The 24212-nt window shown below is 59.8% G+C and carries 27 protein-coding genes and 1 other RNA gene; 15 read left to right on the top strand and 13 right to left on the bottom strand.

What is annotated here, in order from left to right; genetic code table 11:
• Positions 1-85 precede the first annotated feature (85 nt).
• On the top strand, positions 86-1057 hold the full coding sequence (locus tag IU397_RS03615) for an NADPH:quinone oxidoreductase family protein (protein WP_204410814.1): 972 nt from the start codon (positions 86-88) through the stop codon (positions 1055-1057).
• On the opposite strand, the gene IU397_RS03610 is transcribed toward IU397_RS03615, so the two are convergent.
• The gene (locus IU397_RS03610; RefSeq protein ID WP_204410812.1) at positions 954-1904 is read right to left on the bottom strand and encodes a LysR family transcriptional regulator; all 951 of its coding nucleotides are present in this window, start codon (positions 1902-1904) and stop codon (positions 954-956) included. The genes IU397_RS03615 and IU397_RS03610 overlap by 104 nt on opposite strands.
• A gap of 126 nt (positions 1905-2030) precedes the next feature.
• Between IU397_RS03610 and IU397_RS03605 the strand changes: the two genes are divergently transcribed.
• The 3 genes from IU397_RS03605 to IU397_RS03595 all read left to right on the top strand — a co-directional run bounded on the left by IU397_RS03605 (position 2031) and on the right by IU397_RS03595 (position 4016).
• Positions 2031-2249 carry a DUF1127 domain-containing protein gene (locus IU397_RS03605; protein WP_204410810.1) on the top strand — a complete coding sequence of 73 codons (219 nt, stop codon included), beginning with the start codon at positions 2031-2033 and terminating at the stop codon, positions 2247-2249.
• Between the two features lie 158 nt (positions 2250-2407).
• Positions 2408-3187, top strand: coding sequence for a Bax inhibitor-1/YccA family protein (locus IU397_RS03600; RefSeq protein WP_204411452.1), 780 nt, complete (start codon positions 2408-2410; stop codon positions 3185-3187).
• Positions 3188-3413: 226 nt separating this feature from the next.
• Positions 3414-4016: a hypothetical protein gene (locus IU397_RS03595; RefSeq protein WP_204410808.1), complete on the top strand. Its 603-nt coding sequence runs from the start codon at positions 3414-3416 to the stop codon at positions 4014-4016.
• On the opposite strand, the gene IU397_RS03590 is transcribed toward IU397_RS03595, so the two are convergent.
• From IU397_RS03590 to IU397_RS03540, 11 genes are all read right to left on the bottom strand, one after another.
• Positions 4013-4513 carry a GNAT family N-acetyltransferase gene (locus IU397_RS03590; RefSeq protein WP_204410806.1) on the bottom strand — a complete coding sequence of 167 codons (501 nt, stop codon included), beginning with the start codon at positions 4511-4513 and terminating at the stop codon, positions 4013-4015. The genes IU397_RS03595 and IU397_RS03590 overlap by 4 nt on opposite strands.
• A gap of 24 nt (positions 4514-4537) precedes the next feature.
• Positions 4538-4957, bottom strand: a complete 420-nt coding sequence (locus tag IU397_RS03585) for an HIT family protein (RefSeq protein ID WP_204410805.1) — start codon at positions 4955-4957, stop codon at positions 4538-4540.
• 68 nt (positions 4958-5025) lie between these two features.
• The gene (rpmG, locus tag IU397_RS03580; RefSeq protein WP_204410803.1) at positions 5026-5193 is read right to left on the bottom strand and encodes a 50S ribosomal protein L33; all 168 of its coding nucleotides are present in this window, start codon (positions 5191-5193) and stop codon (positions 5026-5028) included.
• Positions 5194-5313: 120 nt separating this feature from the next.
• The gene (locus IU397_RS03575; protein WP_204410801.1) at positions 5314-5721 is read right to left on the bottom strand and encodes a PAS domain-containing protein; all 408 of its coding nucleotides are present in this window, start codon (positions 5719-5721) and stop codon (positions 5314-5316) included.
• 66 nt (positions 5722-5787) lie between these two features.
• An RNA gene (gene rnpB / locus IU397_RS03570) (RNase P RNA component class A) lies at positions 5788-6186 on the bottom strand.
• Positions 6187-6198: 12 nt separating this feature from the next.
• The gene (locus tag IU397_RS03565) at positions 6199-6804 is read right to left on the bottom strand and encodes an N-acetylmuramoyl-L-alanine amidase (protein WP_204410799.1); all 606 of its coding nucleotides are present in this window, start codon (positions 6802-6804) and stop codon (positions 6199-6201) included.
• Positions 6805-6891: 87 nt separating this feature from the next.
• A complete protein-coding gene (locus tag IU397_RS03560) occupies positions 6892-7644 on the bottom strand; it encodes a hypothetical protein (protein ID WP_239479578.1) in 753 nt (250 codons plus the stop codon).
• A 26-nt stretch (positions 7645-7670) separates the two neighbouring features.
• Positions 7671-9158 (bottom strand): Asp-tRNA(Asn)/Glu-tRNA(Gln) amidotransferase subunit GatA, encoded by a 1488-nt coding sequence (gene gatA, locus IU397_RS03555; RefSeq protein ID WP_204410797.1) that lies wholly within the window; start codon positions 9156-9158, stop codon positions 7671-7673.
• Positions 9155-9442: an Asp-tRNA(Asn)/Glu-tRNA(Gln) amidotransferase subunit GatC gene (gatC, locus tag IU397_RS03550; protein ID WP_204410795.1), complete on the bottom strand. Its 288-nt coding sequence runs from the start codon at positions 9440-9442 to the stop codon at positions 9155-9157. Before gatC ends, gatA begins: the two co-directional genes overlap by 4 nt.
• A 28-nt stretch (positions 9443-9470) precedes the next feature.
• A complete protein-coding gene (locus IU397_RS03545) occupies positions 9471-10136 on the bottom strand; it encodes a ceramidase domain-containing protein (RefSeq protein WP_204410793.1) in 666 nt (221 codons plus the stop codon).
• Between the two features lie 175 nt (positions 10137-10311).
• Entirely contained in the window at positions 10312-12366 is a 2055-nt protein-coding gene (locus tag IU397_RS03540) for a methyl-accepting chemotaxis protein (RefSeq protein WP_204410791.1), read from the bottom strand.
• Between the two features lie 149 nt (positions 12367-12515).
• Here IU397_RS03540 and IU397_RS03535 point away from each other — a divergent pair, with 149 nt between their 5' ends.
• Complete coding sequence (locus tag IU397_RS03535; RefSeq protein ID WP_204410789.1) at positions 12516-13199, top strand: metal-dependent hydrolase; 684 nt, start codon at positions 12516-12518, stop codon at positions 13197-13199.
• Between the two features lie 97 nt (positions 13200-13296).
• Positions 13297-14742, top strand: a complete 1446-nt coding sequence (locus IU397_RS03530; protein WP_204410787.1) for an oligosaccharide flippase family protein — start codon at positions 13297-13299, stop codon at positions 14740-14742.
• Positions 14743-15130: 388 nt separating this feature from the next.
• On the opposite strand, the gene IU397_RS03525 is transcribed toward IU397_RS03530, so the two are convergent.
• A complete protein-coding gene (locus tag IU397_RS03525; protein ID WP_204410785.1) occupies positions 15131-15583 on the bottom strand; it encodes a nucleoside deaminase in 453 nt (150 codons plus the stop codon).
• Between the two features lie 45 nt (positions 15584-15628).
• Here IU397_RS03525 and IU397_RS03520 point away from each other — a divergent pair, with 45 nt between their 5' ends.
• From IU397_RS03520 to dtd, 9 genes are all read left to right on the top strand, one after another.
• Entirely contained in the window at positions 15629-16423 is a 795-nt protein-coding gene (locus IU397_RS03520) for a pseudouridine synthase (RefSeq protein ID WP_204410783.1), read from the top strand.
• A 150-nt stretch (positions 16424-16573) separates the two neighbouring features.
• Positions 16574-17455 (top strand): 5-bromo-4-chloroindolyl phosphate hydrolysis family protein, encoded by an 882-nt coding sequence (locus IU397_RS03515; protein WP_204410781.1) that lies wholly within the window; start codon positions 16574-16576, stop codon positions 17453-17455.
• A gap of 23 nt (positions 17456-17478) precedes the next feature.
• A complete protein-coding gene (locus IU397_RS03510) occupies positions 17479-18678 on the top strand; it encodes a toxic anion resistance protein (protein ID WP_204410780.1) in 1200 nt (399 codons plus the stop codon).
• A 7-nt stretch (positions 18679-18685) separates the two neighbouring features.
• Entirely contained in the window at positions 18686-19633 is a 948-nt protein-coding gene (locus IU397_RS03505) for a DUF2927 domain-containing protein (RefSeq protein WP_204410778.1), read from the top strand.
• 96 nt (positions 19634-19729) lie between these two features.
• Positions 19730-20872, top strand: coding sequence for an SPFH domain-containing protein (locus tag IU397_RS03500; protein ID WP_204410776.1), 1143 nt, complete (start codon positions 19730-19732; stop codon positions 20870-20872).
• A 239-nt stretch (positions 20873-21111) separates the two neighbouring features.
• A complete protein-coding gene (locus IU397_RS03495; protein WP_204410774.1) occupies positions 21112-21348 on the top strand; it encodes a DUF4241 domain-containing protein in 237 nt (78 codons plus the stop codon).
• A gap of 320 nt (positions 21349-21668) precedes the next feature.
• Positions 21669-22799, top strand: coding sequence for a TFIIB-type zinc finger domain-containing protein (locus tag IU397_RS03490; protein ID WP_204410771.1), 1131 nt, complete (start codon positions 21669-21671; stop codon positions 22797-22799).
• A 52-nt stretch (positions 22800-22851) separates the two neighbouring features.
• Complete coding sequence (locus IU397_RS03485; RefSeq protein WP_204410769.1) at positions 22852-23763, top strand: carbohydrate kinase; 912 nt, start codon at positions 22852-22854, stop codon at positions 23761-23763.
• A 3-nt stretch (positions 23764-23766) separates the two neighbouring features.
• Entirely contained in the window at positions 23767-24204 is a 438-nt protein-coding gene (dtd, locus tag IU397_RS03480; RefSeq protein ID WP_204410766.1) for a D-aminoacyl-tRNA deacylase, read from the top strand.
• The last annotated feature ends 8 nt before the right edge of the window (positions 24205-24212 follow it).

Here is a 24212-nt window from a genome sequence, read left to right as displayed (position 1 = left end):
ATAAGGTTTCGGTGGCGTCAGATTGGCCATGCCAAAACCCGGTAGACCGTCGGATTCTTTCAATAACCATGGGCCTTCCTTCACCATGCGCGCCTTCCAGCTCGAAGATGTCACACGTCCGCCTATGCTCCATGACATAGGCGATATCTCGCCGAATGCCGGAGAGGTAAAGGTAAAAATTGAGGCATGTGGTCTCAACTTTGCTGATCTTTTGACCATGCGCGGAAAGTATCAGGAGCGGCCTGCCCTCCCCTTCACCATGGGAATGGAGGTTGCGGGCACGGTGATTGCCCAGGGCGCTGATGTGACCGCCCCGCATATCGGTGATCGGGTCGCAATTTATTCGGGCCAGGGCGGCCTGGCGGAACAGGGATGCTTTGCCGCCGACCAATGTCTCACCCTGCCGGAGAGTATGCCATTCACCGATGCCGCCGCTTTTCAGATCGCGTACGGGACGTCCCATCTGGCACTGGCGGACCGGGCCGCGCTACAGGCGGGCGAACGGCTGGTTGTCACAGGTGCTGCCGGTGGGGTCGGGCTGACGGCGGTGGAAATCGGGGCGTTGATGGGCGCAGAGGTCATTGCCGTCGCGCGGGGAGAAGAGAAATTGCAGATCGCCCGCGCAGCCGGGGCCCATCACCTGATCGATGCGCAATCGACGGATATCCGGGGACAGATCAAGGCACTGGGCGGGGCAGATGTCGTCTATGAAGCAGTCGGCGACCCCTTGTTTACGGAGTGTTTTCGCGCGACCAATCCGCTGGGCCGCATCCTTGCCATCGGTTTTGCAGGCGGTACAGTGCCCCCGATTGCTGCCAATCACATGCTGGTCAAGAATATCAGTGTCATTGGCTTTTACTGGGGTGGCTATAACAAATTTGCACCCGCCCTTTTGACCGGGTCGCTAAAAACCCTGCTCGGTTGGTACGCTGACGGTAAGCTGCGCCCGCATATCAGCCACATTCTGCCGCTGGAACGGGTTGAAGAGGGATTGGAGCTTTTGAGATCGCGACAGGCGACGGGTAAGGTTGTTGTGACCCCCCAGCCCCAGACTTGATGGTCCCATAGACCTGCCGCACCAGATCCGCGAGGGCCAGATGTGCGGGGCCCGTCGCTTTTGGCGCCACGTAAAGATTAATGTTAAAACTGCGCAAGTCCGGCAGACCGCCACCATGTTCGACCTCACGAATGTAGGGAGGCTCCATCCCTTCCAACACAACATGGATGGCCAGGTCGGCGCTGACACCCGCCTCAATCGCGCGGGTTGAATCCGACTCGATGGCCATTTGCCATCCGATCCCGGCTGCATCCAGCGCCCGTTGGGCCGGGCCGCGGAACACGCAATCGCCCTCAAACGCCAATGGCAAGGGCCGCTGACGCCAGGCGGCACCATCAGGCGCCCCAGCCCAGACCAACGGCAGCGAACATAAGGTTTCGCCATCCCGGCCAATGCTATCTTCTGTCGTCAGGATCATATCGCATTCCCCGGCTTCAAGCTGTCGTAGCAACTTGCGGGTATAGGAGGCGAAGAGCTGGATCCGCATCCGCGGGAATTGTGCATTGAACCGTTTGAGCACCATGGGGATATAGCGTGTCGCGATGTCATGCGGCACACCCAGCGTGATCTCACCTTCGTAATCGTCAGCGGTCAGGCGCAGGATGGCCTCGTCATTCAACTCAAGCATACGGCGGGCATAACTCAGCAGCTGCTCCCCCGAAGGCGACAACGCCACGGAACGGGCCGAACGGTCGATCAAGGGCACATCCAAAGCTTCTTCCAACCGCTTCAGCTGCATTGAAACGGCGGATTGCGTCAGGTTCACCTGCGCCGCGGCGCGGGTTACGCCGCCAGTATCGGCCACAGCCACAAAGGAGCGCAACGCCGTAAGATCAAGATTTCGCATCGCATCACCTTTGCTGATGGGTCAGATCAAAAACATTCGCTTTAGAAATGAAACATATTTGTCCATATTCATCAACGTAAATGATGCGAACGATAGTTGGCCCCACAAAATCTGAAAGGACCTGACATGGCTCATCTCCAGATCATTCGCCCCCGGCGCCACCGCGGCTTTTCATTGATTTCGATCTTTCGCACGATCTACGGCGCCTATCAGACTCAGCGCGAACGCCACAGATTGAAGGATCTCGATCCTCACATGCTCAACGATATTGGCCTGACCTCCGAGGATGTTCGGAGCGAACTCAATCGCCCGATTTGGGACGTACCGGCCCACTGGATGCGCTGATTTCTTTCGCAAGATAAAACGGCACCGCGACAATCTCGCCCGAACCCAACTGTTTCGGGCGGGAAATCCTTGAAACACTCCGTGATCTCACCAATATTGAGGTGGAGTTCCGCGTGCCCTACGCCGCGGTTTCAATTGGGTTGAACTTGGAGGCCGAAATGGCAGACTACCAGACAATGCAGACAGGCGTTGCAGGCGCCCGGTCCGCACAAATCGATGAGGGGCTCCGCGCCCACATGAACAAGGTCTATGGCACGATGTCCGTGGGCATGGTGATCACTGCCTTGGCGGCATGGGCGATTTCGGGCTTGGCAACGACGACTGACCCGGCCCTCGCTGCGGCGCAACTGAACGCAAACACATACCTGACATCGCTGGGTGTGACGCTGTACGGCTCCCCGCTGAAATGGGTCATCATGTTTGCGCCTTTGGCATTTGTGTTTGGCTTTTCGGCCATGATCAACCGGATGTCTGCTGCAACAGCTCAATTGGTGTTCTACGCGTTTGCCGCTGTGATGGGTCTGTCTATCAGCTCGATCTTCCTGATCTACACCTCAACCTCAATCGTGCAGGTGTTTTTGATCACTGCGATCGCATTTGCCGGTCTGTCCCTGTGGGGCTACACGACTAAGAAAGACATCTCTGGTTGGGGCAGCTTCCTGATCATGGGCGTGATTGGCCTGATCGTTGCATCGATCGTCAACATTTTCCTGGCCTCGCCTGCGATGATGTTTGCGATCTCGATCCTGGGTGTTTTGATTTTTGCCGGTCTGACCGCTTATGACACGCAGAATATCAAGAACACCTATCTTGAGCACGCAATGCATGGCGATCAGGAATGGTTGGGCAAAGCCGCTATCATGGGCGCGCTGAACCTCTACCTGGACTTCATCAACATGTTCATGTTCCTGCTGCAGTTGTTCGGCAGCCGCGAATAAAAGCGTCAGATATAATGCAAAAGGCCGGGCCAATGCCCGGCCTTTTTTGTTTGGGTCAGGGTCCGCAGCATCGGCAAGAAATCGCATGTGAAATCAGCGATTTACCGTTCAAACCAAGGTGACCACCCTATCGCCCGGCCGTCTGTCATCTTACGTTTGGTAAATGCCATAGGCGTGCCACCATGTGGCGCGATAGATCAACCTGACACAACAGGAGACCAGCGGCATGTCCCAGGCCGAAATTGATCGTATCATCGCTGTCGGATTGGAAAACAACAGCGCGATCCCGAACCGCGGTATCTTTTACAGCTGGGGCGGCGACAATCATCTGGCCCATACGCTTAGCGGCCGAAACGAGGCGATTTTTCACCAGCGTTACAACCAGCCCGTCGGGGGTGGATCCAATGCCGGACCAGGCCTCTACATCTCCACATCGCTTTATGACAGTGCGGATTATTGCCCCACCGATGGGTCTGGTATCCTGCTGCAGGTCGACATGCCCGCCCTACCGACGATGCCCTATATCAGGACCACCCATATCGCCACGATGAACGCCCTGCGCCGCGGCAGCCCAAGGATCACGACCCCCATGCTGTTTCGCAATGGGCCGGAAACCCCGCCGATCCTTTTGCAATATGCCAAGACATGGCATTGCCTGAAGACGACCAAAGGGGTGGGCTTGCGCAAATTCGACGGTCGCGCCCATAGCGCCCCAGATATCGCCCATGCGGTGCGTACGATGCGCAACGCGGGTAACACGGCGGCGGCGTCCGTTCTGCTGTCTCAGTTGCGCGATGAGATGCGCGGGCCGGTCGAGGCTGCCCTCTAAAGGGTAAATTGCATCTGGACAGCGGGAAACCGGATGCCGCCCGATAGTGGCACCTCGATGGGGCCCAACGTCACAAATCCCAAGGATTGATACAACGGCACCGCTGTCCGGGTGGCCCAGCAATCCACGCGCCGGATCCGTGCCACCTCGGCCTCTGCCAGAACATGGGTCATTAATTTCCGACCGATCCCCTGCCGCACCCTGCGATGATCGGTCACCAAGTGACGAATGTCAGCCGCCGCACGGATACGGCGCTTCGCCGTCCAGCCCCCTGCCCCGACGATCTCTTCTTGCTCCGTCTCGGCCACGTAATAGGTTCCGCTGGTGATCAGGGCGGGTTGCGCCCGGCTTAGAAGGGGAACAGCCGTAACCATGATCGAAGGGGGGTAATCGGCCTTCAACAGCGTTGGATACGATCGCGCTAACAAGGCATCAACCGCAGCCAGATCGCGCGGTTCAGAGGGGCGTATGGTGAGGGCAAGGCGCGTTGATGTCATGGCTGTGCCTCCTTTTGGTTGCGATCACATGGCCTGCGCAAGACCAAGTTCGATGTGGCGCGCGGTCGCGTCCATCTGCGCCCGCGTGATGAACAACGCCGCACTGCCATCGGCGTACCGGGCGGATGTGACATCGCTTGCAGCATGCAGCGGAATCACATGGGCATGGCAATGGGCCACGTCATGCCCCGTGAAGGCGAACCCGACCCGAGCCACTGTGTACAATCGCTTTTGCAACCGGGCAATCCGCTGACCAAGAACTGCAATCTCGGCCAGCAGTTCGGGGGGTACATCCTCAAAAACAGCATAGTGCTCCCGCGGGATGATCTGAACATGGCCAGGCCGGATCGGGCGATGGTCGGCAAACACCATAAGGCGATCGTCGCGATACGCGACAGAAGCCGCCGTTCGGCCGGCCACAATGTCACAAAAAATGCAGTCCATAACCCATCCCCCAACGAAAAAGGCCGCACCCAAACGGCGCGGCCCTGAAACATCGGATTTGGCTGATCTTACTTGATCTTGCCTTCCTTGTATTCCACGTGCTTCCGCTCCACGGGGTCGTATTTACGCACGACCATCTTCTCGGTCATGGTGCGGGCATTCTTCTTGGTCACATAGAAATGACCGGTTCCGGCGGACGAATTCAACCGGATCTTGATTGTGGTTGGTTTGGCCATGGCCACGCTCCTTTTTCCGGGCATCGGGCTGCCGCGGTCGTAAATCAGATGGTCGGTTTATCGTCTGCCATCCGCGTGTCAACGCTTTTCTAGGGAAAACCGCCACATCACGGCGTCAGATCAGTCGTAAAGGCCAGTAACATCACGGGATATGGCCAGGATGGAATCGACCCGCCCGTATTCATTGCGTACCGGACAGGTCGTAACCTCCCAGGTGCGCGCATTTCCGGCCATTGTTGGGCAATCCGCGGTAAAGGTCATCATATCGCCGATACCAGCCCGTTTCAGCGCGTCGACCAGTTTCGAGCGGGCAATATCAGGCCACAGATCGGGCCAATACATCCCTTCGACCTGCTCGAAATCCGGAATCTCCATGGCGCATAGGCCGTTTTCATTCATGAAAGCAAGCCGCCCGTTGCGATCCAACAATTTCACGCAGTCCGGCAATGCCTCCATCATCGACGTCACCAACCCTTCGGTCGGAACGTTGCGCAGCCCGGCATACAGGCTGGGTTTTTCATCGTTCATATCAGTTATCGTAGCCCCTTATCCCACATCTAGGATATGACAGGTCATGATTTTAAAAAAGATAAATCGCGCGGATAGCCTGTAAGCCGGATTCTGTCCCGGGGTGTCCCCCGTGGATGACCATTCCTCTGGGCGTGCCGTTGCCGACACACTCTAGCTGCCAACCCGAACCTGCTGGGGTTGAAGCGACCCCGACGCCGGGGCGCCACGCGGTTCCTATTTGGCATTGCTCCCGGTGGGGCTTGCCATGCCGGTGCTGTTGCCAGCCCCGCGGTGGGCTCTTACTCCACCGTTTCATCCTTACCCCCGTTTGCCGCACGCGGCTGGCGAAGGCGGTTTGTTTTCTGTGGCGCTTTCCGTCGGGTTGCCCCGCCCGGGCGTTACCCGGCACCGTTGCTTCAGGGAGTCCGGACTTTCCTCTCAGGTGGGGCAAGCCCCGCCGAAAGCGGTCATCCAGCCATCCGCGCGATGGTTGGCTTACGGCAGCGCCGCGGTCCGGTCAACGGGATAGTCACGCGCCAGGGCCTGCATCATCGCCCGGTCCCGATGGGTTTGCGGGCCCCGCGCTGCCGGACAGAACCGCTGGCGAAATGCATCAAGGATCAGGGTGCTGGCATCTTTGCCCCCCGATGGGGTCACATATCCGAACGCGGCAGCACTGGATAGAAAATCTGTCTCACCGTCACCATCTCCCGCAGGCCAGACCGCAAGCCCCCCACGCGCCAAACGCTGCCAATCAAAGCTGCGCCCGGGGTCCTGCTTTCGGTCAGGGGCCAGGTCGGAATGGGCGATGACGCGTTCAGGACAAATGTCATGATCCGCCATGATCCGACGCATCACCCCTTCAAGACAGGTCATTTGTGGCTCGGGAAAGGGGTGCTGGCCCGTATTTGCCAATTCGATCCCAATGGAGCGAGAATTGACGTCGCTCACCTCTCCCCATGCGCCCTTTCCTGCATGCCAAGCGCGGGCGGCCTCTTCCACAAGGTGCCAGCATTGGCCATCTTCGGCGATCAGGTAATGCGCTGAAACTTCGTGATCTGGGTCACACAGACGGTGCAGCGCCGCTTTGGCACTGCGCATACCTGTGTAATGCAAAACGATCAGATCCGGGGCCGCCCCACCCCGCCGCGCCCCAAAATTAGGAGACGGGTACCAGATCAGGGCGTTTTATCCCTGACGCGCCAACCGGAATGGGCTGGGATCCCATCCGCAGGCGAAACCATCGCCATCCGGGTCCATGCCACGCCGATCGCGCTGGGGGCCACCATTGGCCAGGAAGGCTTCCTGGGCCAGATCCGGAGAGGCGTAACGCCCGCAGGCCCGCGATGCACGCGAACCGGAGGCAAAGGACCGGCGATATACCGGCTGCCCCACCGCATGGTTCGTTTGCAACGCAAAGGCCACGATATTGGGACCGTTGGTGTTGGACCGCTGCGGTACGGGTGCCACGGCGACCGTCTCGTAGTTAGCTTTCTGCTGTCGCAACCGTTCTGCGTTGCTTTCGATACTGTCTTGCGCCGACGCGGCGGCAAAATCCTGACTGTTCGAGATCGCAGCGGAGTTTCCTGCCGGTGTGATCACCGTCGATGCGGGTGCCGTCGCCACGTCAACAGGTTGGGTGCGCAAAGCCGAGATGGGGGCACCCACCTGTTCTGGTGTCGTCGCCTGGGCTGAGATCACCGGATCGCGCAATGCCTGCTGCGGCGTTGGTGCGCCAGTGGTCTCGGGCCGCGTCTTGCGCACATTCTGACGCAATTGCTGCTCGCGTTCGGACCGGCGGCGGGTCTGTTCCGCCGTGTAGGCATTGTAATCACCGAATCCCACACCACGATCCGATGTGGTGTAAGGGGCCTGCGGATCGGCACAGGCCGCCACTGTCAATACCGCACAAATAGGAAGGAAAGCCCGCATCATCGCCATACCCCGCTCATTATTTTTTCAATCAACTACCACCATTTTGTGGGCTTGGAAATAAATCCGGCAGCGTTTTCCAAAACGTGTGCTGTATTCAACAAATCGGCTTCTTCCCAGGGACGGCCAATCAATTGCAATCCCAATGGCAAACCCTGCTTATCCAGACCAGCAGGCACCGAAATACCGGGCAATCCGGCCAAGTTTACCGTCACCGTAAAGACATCGTTCAAATACATCTGAACCGGATCGGCATCGGCCATTTCCCCCAATCCAAATGCAGCCGACGGCGTGGCCGGGGTCAGGATCGCATCAATGCCCTGGCCAAAGACATCCTCGAAGTCTTTCTTGATCAGCGTACGAACCTTGCGCGCACGGTTGTAATACGCGTCATAAAATCCCGCGCTCAAAACATATGTGCCTATCATAACGCGGCGTTGCACTTCGGGGCCAAACCCCTCGGCTCGGGTCTTCTCGTACATCTCTGTGATGCCGTCGCCTTGCGCCAACGAAGCGCGATGTCCAAACCGCACGCCATCATACCGCGCGAGGTTGCTGGAGGCCTCGGCCGGTGCAATCACGTAGTAGGCGGGCAGCGCGTATTTCGTGTGTGGCAGGCTGATATCGCGGATCTCGGCTCCGGTATCTTTCAGCATCGCCGTGCCATTGGCCCACAATTTTTCAATCTCGTCCGGCATCCCATCCATGCGGTACTCTTTGGGAATGCCGATCACCTTGCCTTTGATATCGTCGGTCAAGGCCGCCTCGAAATTCGGAACGGCCAGATCGGCGCTTGTGCTGTCCTTCGGGTCATGGCCGCACATCGCCTCCAGCATGATCGCCGCGTCGCGCACTGTTTTGGCCATGGGCCCAGCTTGATCGAGCGAGCTTGCAAACGCCACGATCCCCCAGCGCGAGCAGCGCCCATAGGTCGGTTTGACCCCCACAATTCCGGCAAAGGCCGCAGGTTGGCGGATCGATCCGCCAGTATCCGTCCCGGTTGCGGCGAGGCACAAATCGGCTGCAACAGCGGTGGCCGATCCACCGGAGGACCCGCCGGGCGTCAGATCGGTTTCGTCATTGCCACGGCGCCAAGGGTTGACGGCATTGCCATAGGTGCTCGTCTGGTTCGACGACCCCATGGCAAACTCGTCCATGTTCAGCTTGCCCAGCATCACCGCACCCGCGGATTTCAAACGACCGCTCACGGTGCTTTCGTATTCCGGCAAAAATCCCTCCAGAATACGGCTCGCCGCCTGGCTCGGCACGCCTTCGGTGCAAAACAGATCCTTGATGCCCACCGGAATGCCACACATATCCGGCGCGTCTCCGGTCTTGATCCGGTCGTCGGCCGCCTTGGCACGGTCGCGCGCGATGTCCGGTGTGCGGTGAACGAAAGCCCCCAACGCCCCGGCACCGTCGATGGCGGTTAGACAGGCCTCGGTCAATTCGACCGCTGTAACATCGCCGCCGCGCAGTCTGTCGCGCGCCTCGGCAATGGTCCATGTGTTCGGATCGCTCATTCCACCACCTTCGGCACCGCGAAAAATCCCTCTCGCGCGTCAGGGGCGTTGGCCAGCACCTTGTCGGGCATGCTGCCATCCGTCACGACATCTTCGCGGCGCTTGAGTTGCATTGGCGTGACAGAGACCATGGGCTCCACCCCCTCGACATCAACCTCGTTCAACTGTTCGATAAAGCCCAGAATGGCATTGAATTCCTGTGCCAGCGCCGGCAGCGCCTCCTCTTCCACCCGGATCCGGGCCAGCTTGGCGACCTTGCGCGCGGTCTCGGTGTCGATGGACATGGGGCCTCCTGTCGTTGATCGCCGCTGATTAGCCCGCGGCCCGGGCCGGTGCAACCGCTCGCCGGTGCTGGCGATAGACCTCAATCATCCAGCCCAGCATCACGCCATTCAAGCAGTGCCACAGAAAATGCGTGCCCAGAGGGAATTGCGGACAGACTGTCATGTCCACCGATCTTATGGAAATCGACACGCACAAAATTCCGGCGCCAATCACCATCCCTCTCGCGGTTTGCGGCATCCGGCGCCACAGCACAGCCGCATAGATCACCAGCAGCATAGGCACGGACCAATAAAAATCGGAGATCCGGAAAAATGGCAGGCTGTCGAATAAAATTGTCGCCCCCGCCGCATAGGGCAAAAAACCGGCGGTTCCGATTAGAGCAGCCCAAAGCGGCCAACCGACGAAATGCCAGTTCACGGCGAAAAGATAGACGAGGATGAAAATACCGATGGGGATCACATCGGTGAGCGCGGCCCATTGCGTGGCGAATGTGTGAAACAGGAAGCTGCCCAAGCCAATCGCACCAAGGATGGCGCAAAGCAGCTGGGCCAGGGGCAGGCCTCGGCTCCGCTGCCACATGATCACCGCGGCAATCAGAAAAGCGGCATTGGTGATCGCGTTTACCGGCTCCGCCCAAAAGGTGAAATCCGTGCGCTCACAATACCCGTCGATCTGTGCAGCCAAACCGCCCATGTCATTCTCCCCGACATCAGCAACAAGTCATCCCATCCAGTCGATGATTGCAATCACTTCAGCCCGGTCAATTGCACCGGTCTGGCGCAGTTGCTGGATCGCGGTGCCCCGCGATTTGACGAGAGGTGGCCCGTATCATGTTGGGCGTCGGTTTGCAGAAACAGTCTGGCCTGGTTCAAGCCGCCGATGCGTCAGTGCCTCGACCACGACCCGGCCATGCGACGCTTTCAGGAAGGGTACCGTTAGAGGTCTCAAAACTCGCCATCATTTCAGAGAGTTGATCCGAAATCTGCTGCAGGGACATCACGGAGGAACTGGTCTCCTCATACATCATCGCGTTTTGCTGGGTGGCGCGATCCAATTCGATTGCCGCTGCATTCACCTCGCTCACACCAGCGGCCTGATCGGCGGAGGATGAGGTGATATCGCTCATCTGGACGGCGATCTCATCGATGTACTTGATCATTTTCCGGATGGCCGCCCCGGTTCCCGCGACCAGATCCACCCCGCGTTTCACCTGGTCCGAACTGCGATTGATCAGGTTCTCGATCTCGTTGGAGGCTTCGGAGGCACGCTGTGACAATGCCCGCACTTCTGATGCCACGACCGAAAAGCCGCGCCCCGCCTCTCCGGCCCGCGCAGCCTCGACCCCGGCATTCAGCGCCAAAAGATTTGTCTGGAAGGCGATTTCGTTGATCACGCCCGTGGTTCTTGAAATCTGGTTCGAGAAATCCTGGATCTCCGTCATGGCTTCCACCGTGGACGTCATGACCTGGTTGCTCACCTCGGCCTCTGCCTTGGCCGACTGGATCGAGGTATTGGCCCGTTCCGCGTTCTGGGCCGTGGCCCGGATCAGCGCCGTCAATTCGTTCAAGGCCGCAACGGTCTCTTCCAGGGTCACTGCATTGCGTTCGGTCCGTCTGGACATCCCCTCGGCCGAGGAGGCAATTTCAGCCGAGATCTGACTGATCGCCAGCGAGCGCTCGATGATTCGGGAAATCGTGTTATCCAACGTCTTTGCCGTGGAATTGGCATCTCTTTGCAATTCCGCAAATGCACCTTCGAATTCACCCTCAAATCGGGCATCAAGGCGCCCCTGGGACAGCATCGATAAAAAGCCCATCGTTCCCATCAGGGAATCATACGCCATCTGCAACACAGCGTTGACGGAATGCTTCATCTCGATCAGCGACGGATCGGAAAAATCGGACATAATCCGATCTCCGAAATCTCCCTTTCGAGCTTTGCCAATGACGGCCTGCAATTCCCGTTCCAGTCGTTCGGACTGCTCCGCCCTGTCGCGCCGTTCGGCGGCCAATGCCCGCTCCTCCCGCAAGCGCTGACGATCCACCTCTGCCGCTTGCGCTGCATGCCTGGCTTCCAATTGGGCCTGCTCCTCGCGCGCGTTGGCCTCCGCCCGGGCCAATTGTTCGCGTTCCTCAATCGAGCGTGACAGGGTCTGCAACATGGTATCGGCCGCACGCTGCAATTCCCCGATTTCGCCAAAACCGCCAGATCCGGGCGTCGCATCCAGATCGCCCTGGGCCACACGCTCAATCACCCGCGTTACCCGCCCCAAAGGCCGCAACGCGCTGGCATTAATCACCAAAAATACCAGGCTGATGAAGATACTCGCTGCGATCAGCAGCACGATATTACGTTTGAAAGCAATTGTTTCCGCATCGACCTTCGCGCCAACGGACTTGTTTGAGGCTTCCTGCACATCGATAAATTGATTTATCGCAGTGAGCCATTCGATAAAGTACGGTCGGGCCTGTTTCAGCAACAGATCTTCCGCTGTTCTGCGCCGCCCTGCTTCCATGTTTGTGACGATGTCAGTTATAACGGGCAGTGTTTTGGCTTCGATTGCCCTGATCCGGGACAAAAGCGCCACCTCCTCCGGCAAATCGGCAATATCATCTGAAAACAGGACCTGCATCTGCGTTTCCGACGCCGCATAGAATGCCTGCAACCGTGATATCCGCAGCAAGGACGCCTGGCGATCCACCGGATCACGCGCCAGCACGACATCACGGATCAAAACAGATCGATCATGCACACTGCCACGGTAATTGATGGCATAGCGTTGTTTGACGCTATTGACCTCGTTGATGACGTAGAGCTTTCCCGCCAAATCCCGCATAGTGACAAGGCTATAAAAGCCGACCCCGGACAGAAACAGGATCAAGATGGCAAAGGCAATGATCGAGCGGCTTGTAAGGGTCTTCACCAAAGTCTCCACACCAGTACCACCGAGGCGACAGACGAGGCCCGGTCGACAGAACAACGGCGTTGATCTAATCATCTGCCAGTTAAAATCTGGATAATCGGGCCAAGGTCATCAGATCCGTTGGCCACCTTGCGACGGAGACCGATATCATGCGTATCATCTGGTTGGGCCATTCCAGCTTTCGTATTGAAATTGCCGGGCAAATTCTGCTGATCGATCCTTGGCTGACGGGCAATCCGATGCTGCCCTCCGATGACCATGCAAGCGCCGTGGCAGGCGCAACTCACCTCATCTTGACCCATGGCCATGACGACCATGCCGGGGACGCTCGCGTCATCGCGTCAGACAAAGACCTGCCGCTTTACGGCCCCTATGAATTGGTCAAGGCCGTCAAAGGCGACACGGAAATCCGGATCGTGGATTTCAACAAAGGCGGCACCATTGATCTGAACGGGATCGCCCTGACCATAGTAAACGCGGTCCATAGTTCATCCTATGGGGGTGATGCGTTTTGCGGCACCGAATGCGGCTACATGATCGCAGCCGAAAGCCACACGATCTACCTGTCAGGCGACACCGATATCATGGCTGACATGGAATGGATGGCGGATCTGCATAAACCCGATATCGGTCTGTTATGCGCTGGCGGCATCTACACGATGGACATGGCCCGCGCCGCTTATGCCGCAAAACGTTACTTCAACTTCAAGACCGTCATCCCCAGTCATTACCGCACCTCGCCCCGGTTCGAGCAAAACGCCGATACCCTGAAAGCCGCTCTGCCCGATGTCGATGTGATCGAGCCACAGGTGCTGGAACCCATCACGCTGTGATCTCTCCAAACCAAACGGCCGGTCGTTAATCCTTTGCCTTCGCGCGGCGGCAAGTTATCAGCCGCACGGGCATCCGCCGAATTTGAAAGTGTGCATTATGTCATCTTCGACCGGGCCCAAGGCGGCCAAGGGGTTTTTCGTCAATATCGGCTCGTTGGTCTCGGCCCGGGCCTTCCTGGCCCTCTCCCAGATCATCGTCCTGCCCATTGTCGCGCGCCAACTGACGATCGAGGAATTCGCGTTGATGGCCATGGCCATGACGGTCGTGATCTTTACCCAGGTCCTCAGCGATGCCGGTTTGGGGCGCTCGCTCATCCGGGCGATGGATTACGATCTTGAGGAATGGTCGACGGTTTTCTGGCTGCTCGTGGCAGTTGGTGTGGGCCTGGCCGCGGTTATTCTGGCCGTTGCCCCCCTTTGGGCGGCCTTCTTCGACCAACCCAAATTGGCCGGCATCCTCATGGCGCTGGCAATCGTACCGCTCTGCCAGGCCCTCTCCGCCGCCCCCAATGCAGAGATCGAGCGGCGAGAGAACTATACCGGCATCGCCAAGGTGCAGATGATCACGACCGTGATCAGCCTCGGCCTCGCTGTGCTTCTGGCCCTGGCGGGGGCCGGGGTTTGGGCGCTGGTGGCCCAGCAACTGGCCCTGGCGGTGATCCGTCTGGCGGGCATCCTCTGGCTCAGTGAATTTCGCCCGTTATTCACATTCAACCCCGCACGGATCGGGCGGCACCTGGTCTTTGCCCGCGATGCCATCATCGTCTCCCTGATCGGCGCGGCGCGGGGCCAGGCCGCAGTGGTCGCCATCGGCAAGATCCTGGGGGAAGGCGCGCTTGGTCTATTCTCCATGAGCGAGCGGTTTTCCCGCATGCCGCAATACGGCCTGGCCGGTCCGGCCTCCACGGTGGTCTATGTCCGCATGGCCAAGGCGCAGGACAACCCTGAACGGTTGGTCCAGATCTATCTCGCCTCCCTGCGCCTGCTGGCCGCGATCCTGTTCCCGATCCTCGCCATGATCGCCGTGGCGGGCGGGGCCATCTTCACCGTCTTCCTGTCCGATACCTGGGCCGAGGTTGCCCCCGTCTTCGCCCTCTCCATCACCGGCCTCGCGATAGAGGCTGTCAGCCTGGTCTGCATCGCCAGCCTCTTTCGCGCCGTGGGTCGTACCGAGCTTCAGGTCCGCCTCGCCTTTGAAGGCGCCTTGCTCCGCGTCATCCTCGTCGTTGGCGCCGCCTTCATCAGCCTTGAGGCCGTCGCCACCGCCCTCACCGTCTGGGGCGTGCTTCTCGTGCCACGCGGCTGGATGCTGGCCCAACGGGTCGTCCCCCTCGACATGCGGGCCTGCTGCCGGGCGCTGACCGTCCCCATCGCCGTCTCCGCCGTGTTCGTCACGCTGCACGTCATCTTGCGCAGCCTCTACGCCCCGGGCCACTGGACCGAAAGCGCCATGGCCATCGCCCTCTCCCTCGCCGCCCTCGCCCTCACCGCCCTGATCGACCGCAAAAACCTCCGCGCCGCCATCCAATTCTTCAAATCCTAGCTGCGTTTCGCAAGTCGCACGTCGCTCAAGCGGGCAATGGCAATTCAACTGCATTCTGATCGCCTTGTACCCACCAAGCAAAGCTTTCACGCGCGCACGATGCCCCGCCTGACATGACCGCTCTTGGATATACGATCAATCAGCTGAACCGCCCCTTGTTTGCCGGAGACCCGGAAGTAAGGATACTGGGTCATGAGAAAGAGGAAGACCGGACAGTCGCGCACATTCACCTATATCAACAGCATTTTGCAGCACGAGTTGGTCTCTGATCGACCGTATCGGTTGCGATCCGATCACTTCTAGTTCGTTAACCAATCCCTCCACCAGCGCGCGGAGCGTATGTATGGGATATGTACGGGTTGTGCATCGATTGTGCATGCCCTGTGCCTCAGCGCTTCGCGGCGAAAAAGTCCCTGAGTAGGGCTTCCGCTTCCTGTGCTCCGATCCCGTCATAAATCTCGGGACGGTGATGCGATTGCGGATGGTCGAAGACACGGGCACCATGAGCCACACCGCCAGATTTCGGATCACCGGCCGCATAGTAAAGCCGCGCAATCCGGGCCGCAGCAATGGCTCCTGCACACATGGCACATGGCTCCAATGTTACATATAATGAATAACTTATCAGGCGTTCTGAATGTATCGTCTCACATGCTTTGCGCAGGACCAGCATCTCTGCATGGGCGGTCGGGTCGCTCAGTTCGCGGCAGCGATTACCAGCCTGCGCCACGACCTCGCCCGCCGCAGAAACAACCACCGCGCCCACCGGAACCTCCCCGCGAGCCCCGGCCAACCGCGCCTCCTCTAGCGCCAGATGCATATAACTGGTAAACCCTGCCATTCACTTTCTGATACGCACCTTAACTCAGCGCGGCAAGCCTTTCATATGTCTGACAAAACACCCAAAGGCGACCGCATCGCAAAGGTGCTGGCCCGCGCCGGTATCGCCTCCCGCCGCGAAGCCGAACGGATGATCGCCGAGGGCCGTGTTGCCATCAACAGCGTGCGCATCGACAGTCCGGCGCGCAACGTCACCGACAGCGATGTTATATCCGTCGACGGAAAGCCCATTGCCGCCGCCGAACCGCCGCGCCTTTGGCTTTACCACAAGCCCACCGGGCTGGTCACGACGGAGCGCGATGAAAAGGGTCGTCCGACGGTGTTTCAGGCACTGCCGGACGACCTGCCCCGGGTGGTCTCGGTCGGGCGGCTGGATATCAATTCCGAGGGGCTGTTGCTTTTAACGAATGACGGCGCGATCAAGCGTCGCCTGGAATTGCCTGCCACCGGTTGGGTCCGCAAATACCGCGTCCGCCTGAAAGGCACGCCCGAAGAGGCCACGTTCGAGCCCCTGCGCAAAGGGGTGACCGCCCAGGGCGAACGGTTTCAGCCCATGACCATCACGCTCGACCGCCAGCAAGGCGCCAATGCCTGGATCACGGTCAGCCTGCGCGAGGGTAAAAATCGCGAAATCCGCCGCGCCATGGAGGAAATCGGCTTGACCGTTAACCGCCTGATCCGCGTCAGCTACGGCCCGTTCCGGCTGGGCGATCTGAAACCCGGCGCGGTTGAAGAGATCAAGGCCCGCGTCCTGCGTGACCAACTTGGCCTCGATACAGTTGGCAACCCCGTACCGCCCAAAAAGAAACCCGTGCGCCGCCGCCGTCAGCATCCGCGTTAGCACTGGTGAGCCCCCGGCCATTGCGATATACACGTTGAGGAATGTGACGGGGCGATTGCGAACATGTCTGGGACCGGCCTGCAAAAATTGGCCTTTTTCGTACTTTTGGCGCTGATGCTTTACGTCAGCGCCAGTGGCGGAGCCTGACCCGTGGCGCAACGGTTTGGCGGCAAACACAGCCCCGGTGGCCCGTCTGGCAATGCGGCCAAACCCAATGCCTTTGCGGGCAAACGGCGCAGCAAAGCAGGCAGTCGCGTCAATTTCCTGTTCCTGGCCCCACTGCCACTGATCATCACCGCCTTTTGGTCGGAACCTGTGGGCATGGCGCTGGATCTGGTTGCCCTCGCTACACTCCTGCTCGCCGCCTGGCTGACACGGGAAGGGCTGGAGGCGGAGGATGCTTATCTGGGCCGCCGGGTCGCCCGCCGCCCCGCTTTTCCGCGCAAGATCTTTGGCTCGGCACTGACCGGCATCGGAATGGCGCTGGCGGGCTTCACCATCGGCGAAGGCTTTGTAAACCCCCTGATTTTTGGCTTGTTAGGGGCTGGGCTCCACGCCTTTTCCTTTGGCCTTGATCCAATGTCGGACAAGGGAATGGAAGGGATCGATACGTTCCAGCAGGATCGCGTCGCACGCGCCATCGATGAGGCCGAGAGCCAGCTAAAAGCCATGTCCGACGCCATGCTGCGTGTCGCCGATCGCCCACTGACCGACCGTGTGAACGGTTTTCAGGCCACTGCGCGCGAGATGTTTCGCACGATCGAAGACGATCCCCGCGACCTGACGGCCGCCCGCAAATTTCTGAGCGTCTATTTGGTCGGGGCCAAGGACGCGACGGTCAAGTTTGTCGACCTCTACACTCGAAATGGCGATCAGCAGGCCCGCGCCGATTATGAGGCGCTGCTGGACGATCTTGAGCAAAACTTTGCCGCCCGGACCGAGAAACTGTTGCTTGATGACCGCAGTGATCTGGACATCGAAATTGAAGTGCTGCGCGACCGCTTGCAGCGCGAAGGCGTTCGCGCCGAATAGAAAGAGTGTGAAGGGAGCCATTCATGTCTGAAACCGTCCGCCAACAGGCCGAAGCCGATCTGGTGCAGGTCAAGGAAATCACCGAAGTGTTGCTGCCCGAACCCAAAGCGGCGGATGCCATCGTACCACTGGCGCAGGCGGATGCTCCGGTCAGCGAAGCGATCCGCAAGCGGATGGGCGAGATCGACATGACGGATACCAATTCCATCGTATCCTTCGGCTCGGCCGCCCAGGCCGAATTGCAGCAGATCAGCCAGGCGATGCTGGCCGATGTGAAGAACAAGGATGTGGGCCCCGCAGGCGATAGCCTGCGCAGCATGGTGACCACGATCCGCGGCTTTTCCGTCAGCGAATTGGATGTGCGCCGCAAGGCAAGCTGGTGGGAACGCTTAACCGGCAAAGCCGCACCTTTTGCCAATTTTCTGGCTCGGTTCGAAAACGTGCAAGGCCAGATCGACAAGATCACCGACACCCTATTGAAGCATGAACATACGCTTCTGAAAGACATCAAATCGCTGGATCTGCTCTACGAAAAGACCCTCGATTTCTATGACGAATTGGCGCTTTATATCGCCGCCGGTGAGGAAAAGCTGCTTGAGCTGGACAACACCCTGATCCCCGCCAAGGAGGCCGAGGTCGCCGCCGCGCCCGAAGATGACCAGGTGATCAAGGCACAAGAACTGCGGGACCTGCGCGCCGCGCGCGACGATCTGGAGCGCCGGGTTCATGACCTGAAGCTGACCCGCCAGGTGACGATGCAATCCCTCCCCTCGATCAGGCTGGTCCAGGAAAACGACAAGAGCCTGGTGACCAAGATCAACTCGACCCTGGTGAACACGGTGCCTCTGTGGGAGACGCAACTGGCCCAGGCCGTCACGATCCAACGCAGCCGTGAGGCAGCAGAGGCCGTACGCGATGCTAATGACCTGACCAATGAACTGCTGACCTCGAACGCGAGAAACCTGCGCGAAACCAACAAGGTGGTCCGCGAAGAGATGGAGCGGGGTGTCTTTGATATCGAGGCCGTCAAGACCGCCAATGCCGAATTGGTCGCCACGATCGAGGAAAGCCTTGAGATCGCCGATGCAGGCAAGCGCAAGCGGGCCGAGGCCGAGACTGAGTTGCAAAAGATGGAAACCGAACTGCGCGACACGCTTGTCGCCGCCAAGGCCCGCAAGACCGGCACCGGCGATGTTGCAGCCACGGCTGTGCCGGGCGCCTGATGACACCATGCCATGGGGACAGGTCTTTTTACCCGGCATTGCCCTGACGGTCCTGTTGGCGGGATGCGATCCAGCGATCGGCCCCGCTACCAAACCGGCGGCCCCGCCACAATCTGACAGCGCCAAAGGCACGGCAACCGCGCCCAGGTCCGCAGCCAGCCGTGCCTTGACCATGCATTATACACGGGTGGAAAACGATCTGGTGGGCCAAGGCCTGTTGCGTCGCGATGGGGGCGGCCCCGACGTGCCTTTCACCGACCGGATGCTGGCGGAAAATTTCGTGCGCATCGCGCTGTTTGACGAATATGTCAGCCAAGGCGGCACACTTGTGGCCCAGCAGCGTCAAAGCAGCCTGCGCCGGTGGGAGCAGCCCGTGCGCGTGAAACTGCGCTTTGGCGACAGCGTGCCCGAGGCGCAGCGCAGCGGTGACCGCAGCGACGTCGCCAAATATGTCAGTCGCCTAAACCGCGTGACGGGCCATCCGATCACCCTGACCGAGGGTGCCGCCAACTTCCATGTCCTGGTCCTGAACGAGGATGAGCGCCGCGCCGCCGGTCCGCAAATCCGCAGCCTGATGCAGGGTATTTCCCCCGCCGATATCCGCCTGATCGAGGATCTGCCAAAGGACATCTTTTGTGTCGTCCTGGCCAACAGCGCCGCGGGCAAGCGGGGCTATTCGCGCGCAGTTGCCGTGATCCGGGGGGAGCATCCCGACTTGCTACGCCTGTCTTGCCTGCATGAAGAGATCGCCCAGGGTCTGGGTCTGGCCAATGACAGCCCCGCGGCCCGCCCCTCGATCTTCAATGATGATGAGGAGTTTGGCCTGCTCACGACCCACGATGAGCTGCTGTTGCAAATCCTCTATGACCGGCGCCTCAAAGTCGGCATGACCGAAGCCGAGGCCCGCCCGATCATCCGTACCATCGCGACCGAACTGACCGACGGCACCAGTTGATCGCAGCGGGCGAGGCGCCGTGGTCATTCACTCTGGCCGCCTGACCGGAGCACCGATATAAATCCCCCAACGCATGCGCGAATGAAAGGCAGGGTCATGGGTATTTTCGACTTTCTCTCGGGTCAGTTCATCGATGTCATCCACTGGACTGACGATACCCGTGACACGATGGTCTGGCGGTTTGAGCGTGAGGGCCACGAGATCAAATATGGTGCCAAGCTGACCGTGCGTGAAGGCCAGGCCGCCGTTTTCGTCCATGAAGGGCAGTTGGCGGATGTTTTCACGCCCGGCCTCTACATGCTTGAAACCAACAACATGCCCATCATGACCACGCTGCAGCATTGGGATCATGGGTTCAAAAGCCCGTTCAAATCCGAGATCTATTTCATCTCCACCACCCGCTTTAACGATCTGAAATGGGGCACCAAGAACCCGGTCATGCTGCGGGACCCGGAATTTGGGCCGACCCGCATTCGCGCCTTTGGCTCCTACTCCATCCGCGTGACCGAAGCCGCCCGCTTCATGACTGAAATCGTGGGCACGGATGGCGAGTTCACAATGGACGAGATCAGCTACCAGATCCGCAACATCATCGTCCAGGAAGCAAGCCGGGTCATTGCCGGATCAGGCATCCCCGTACTGGATATGGCCGCAAATACCGGCGATATGGGCAAACTGGTTGCGGCCGAGGTTAGCAAGACACTGACGGAATACGGCCTGACCATGCCCGAACTTTACATCGAGAACATCTCCCTGCCACCGGCGGTCGAGGCCGCCCTGGACAAGCGAACCTCCATGGGTCTGGCAGGCGATCTGGGTAAATTCACCCAGTATTCCGCAGCCGAAGCCATGACCTCTGCCGCCCAAAACCCTGGCGGCGGGGGCACGATGGGCGCCGGCCTCGGCGCCGGTATGGGGATGGCCATGGGCAACATGATGATGGGCAATCAAGGCGCCCAGCAAGGGCCCTGGGGGGCCGCCCCGCAGCCCGCGCCCACTGCGGCACCCGCCCCGCCACCTCCTCCGCCTGTCGAACATGTCTGGCACATCGCGAAGAACGGCCTGACGACCGGCCCCTTCTCAAAAGCGCGGCTGGGTCAGATGGCCACCGAGGGCGCGTTTGACCGTGATACCCATGTCTGGACGGCGGGTCAGGACGGTTGGAAAAAGGCCGAAGATGTCCAGGAACTGGCGCAGCTTTTCACGATCCTGCCTCCACCCCCACCGCCGGGCGTGTAATCCCCCGTACCCGCCAGGGAGGCGGCCCACATGTCCCGGTTGCAACGGCTCTTTAGCAAACGAAAGCCCCGGGATACCGGCGTGACTGCGCGGACCGGATCTGTGCAAAGACGGACAGCAAGCTGGAGGTCACCGTGGCGGGCCTACTTCCGACGCCGGATGCCAAAGCCTGCATCATCGACCCCCTTGCCTTTTGGCAGACGCCCGCCTGAGCTGATATTCCCATATCCGGCGGCACCGTGTCCGGTGGTGCCGATATCGGCACCTGGGCCGTCGATGCCGGAATGACCTGCATCTGTATGCCAACAACCCATGCCGCGATGGAGGTCTTCTTGACCTCCAAGCCCGACATGGACCCCCATGACGACTATTTCGCGGATTACGATGATTCTGAAGGGGCGGAACGCAAGATCTTCGCCTTGCCCGATGGCACACCAGTGCCCTACATCCAGTCCGGCTGGGGCGATGTTGGCTAACCCCGTTTTCACGTTAACCGACGCCGCAGGACAGGTCGTGGCGCGTTACACAGATTTCATGGGCAGGGAAGAAACCGGCCACTGGCCCACCCCACCCGGCATCACGCTGACCTCATCCAAATAGCGCCAAATCATCGCTTCCATTATGTGTTCAAGATATCCCGGGAGGGCCTGGGGGCTGGCCCCCCAGCCAGCCGAGGCAATGCACACAGCCCCTATCAACCAGTACGTTTACGCAACGCATGGAACATGGGGTCAGGCACAGATATCACTAGGGCGGATTGCTCCCGGGATTCGGGGGCACAAGGACAAGACACGCCATGGCCGACCTCACCGCCCCACCGCCGCCGCCTTCGGATGTGATCGAAGAACACCGCTTTCCCTGTAGCGCCTGCGGGTCGGATCTGCGCTTTGCGCCGGGTGGCGGCAAACTGGTCTGCGACCATTGCGGATATCAAGAACAGATCGAAGAAACCGGGCGCGCCGATGCCATAAAGGAGCTGGACTTTGCCCGCGCGATTGAGGCCAAGCTGCCAGAGGCGGAGATCGAAGAGACCCGCGTCCTGAGTTGTGACAGTTGCGGGGCGCAAGTCGAATTCGACGCGGTCACCCATGCCAAGGAATGCCCTTTCTGCGCGTCACCCGTCGTGGCCGATAGCGGCACCCACCGCCATATCAAACCCAGGGGTCTGCTGCCCTTCGCCCAGACCGAACAGACCGCCCATGACGCCATGGCCGATTGGCTGGGCAGCCTCTGGTTTGCCCCGAATGGGCTACAGGACTATGCCCGCAAGGGCCGCAAGATGCAGGGCATCTATGTGCCCTACTGGACCTTTGATGCAGATACCAAGTCGGAGTATCGCGGCGAGCGCGGCACCGTCTATTACGAGACCAGAACCCGCCGAAACTCCGACGGCGAGACCGAGACATACCGCGTGCAGAAAGTCCGCTGGCGACCGGCCCGCGGGCGCGTTGCGCGCTGGTTCGACGATGTCCTGGTCCTGGCCTCCCGCAGCCTCCCCCAAAAATATACCGACGCGCTGGAACCGTGGGATCTGGCCGCAATGGAACCTTACCGGCCGGAATACATCGCCGGGTTCCGTGCCGAGGGCTATGCCGTGCAACTCCAAGACGGCTTTGCCGAGGCCCGGGACAAGATGGATCAGGTGATCCGGCGCGACGTGAAATTCGATATCGGCGGGGACCGCCAGCGGATCCACGACATCCAGACCCAGGTCGCTGACGTCACGTTCAAACATATCTTGCTGCCCGTCTGGTTGGCCGCCTACAAATATCGCGGCAAGACCTACCGCTTTGTCGTCAATGGCCGCACAGGCCGGGTGCAAGGCGAACGGCCTTGGTCCACCTGGAAAATCGCCTTTGCCGTCATCCTGGGTGCCATAGTTGCCGCAGGTTTGGGGTATTTCATTGCGATGCAGCAGTCGTCTTGAGCCTTGGGCCTCCAGTTGGTATCGGCGCGTTAGCGATATCAGGGAGAGTGCGATGATCCTATGTGCCGGTGAGGCCTTGATCGACATGTTGCCGCGCAAAACCGAGGCAGGTGAGGCCACGCTGATGCCAGCTGCAGGCGGGGCCGTGTTCAATACCGCAATTGCCCTGGGGCGATTGGGGGTCAAGACCGGTTTCTTCTCCGGCATCTCCAACGACATGTTCGGACGGCAATTGATTGAAACGCTCGATACCAGCAATGTCTGCACCGGCCTGGCCCATCGCAGCGACCGCCCGACCACGATGGCCTTTGTCGAACTGGTCGATGGCCAGGCCAGCTATCTCTTTTATGACGAGGCCACGGCAGGCCGAATGCTGTCGGCTGACGATCTTCCGCCTGATTTTGCCGGCATTGATGCGCTGTTTCTGGGCGGTATCTCCCTGATGGCAGAGCCTTGCGGGGCGGCCTATGAAACGCTCCAGGCCTGGGAGGCCGAGACCAAGGTCACGATGCTGGACCCAAATATCCGACCCTCTTTCATAGTTGACGAGGACGCCTACCGCGCCCGCATCTTCCGCATGATCGCCTTGGCGGATATCGTGAAACTGTCGGATGAAGACATGCATTGGCTAATGGGACCAGGCGATGTCGATGATCTGGCCCGCCATATCCTGAAGGCCGGACCAAGGGTGTTCTGCTACACGCAAGGGGCCCAGGGTGTGATCGCCTTTACCGATACCAAGCGCTACCAGGCCCCTGCCCCCAAAACCACGGTGACCGATACGGTGGGCGCAGGCGATACGTTCAATGCGGGTTTTCTGGCGGGGCTCGCCCGTCAGGGCGCGTTGACCAAGGACATCGTCGGAACAACCGATCTGTCATCCGCGCTGGATCTGGGCGTGCGTGCCGCGGCTGTCACCGTCTCTCGCGCCGGGGCGAACCCGCCCTGGGCACACGAGATGTAGCCCATGCGCGCCCTTGTTCAGCGGGTCACGACGGCGTCTGTCACCATCGCGGGGAAGCAAATCAGCCAGATCGATGCGGGCCTTCTGGTTCTGGTCTGCGCCATGCAAGGCGACAGCCAGGCCAATGCTGATAAGCTCGTCGCGAAACTAACCAAGCTGCGCATCTTTGCGGATGAGGCAGGCAAGATGAACCGCTCGCTTCTGGACACCGGCGGTGCAGCCTTGGTCGTGAGCCAGTTCACCCTGGCAGCCGATACATCGCGCGGCAACCGCCCCGGATTTTCCCAAGCCGCTCGGCCCGATGACGGAAAACTGCTTTACCTATATTTCTGCAAGACCCTACAGAAGGCCGGTATACCGGTCAAAACAGGCCAGTTTGGTGCCGATATGGCGGTCTCGCTGACGAATGACGGCCCAGTGACCTTCTGGCTTGAGGTTTAACCGCAGCT

The organism is Actibacterium sp. 188UL27-1 (assembly GCF_016901225.1).
GTDB lineage: Bacteria > Pseudomonadota > Alphaproteobacteria > Rhodobacterales > Rhodobacteraceae > 188UL27-1.
Note: the sequence above shows the minus strand (reverse complement) of the source record. Positions and strands in the feature narration are given on the sequence as shown.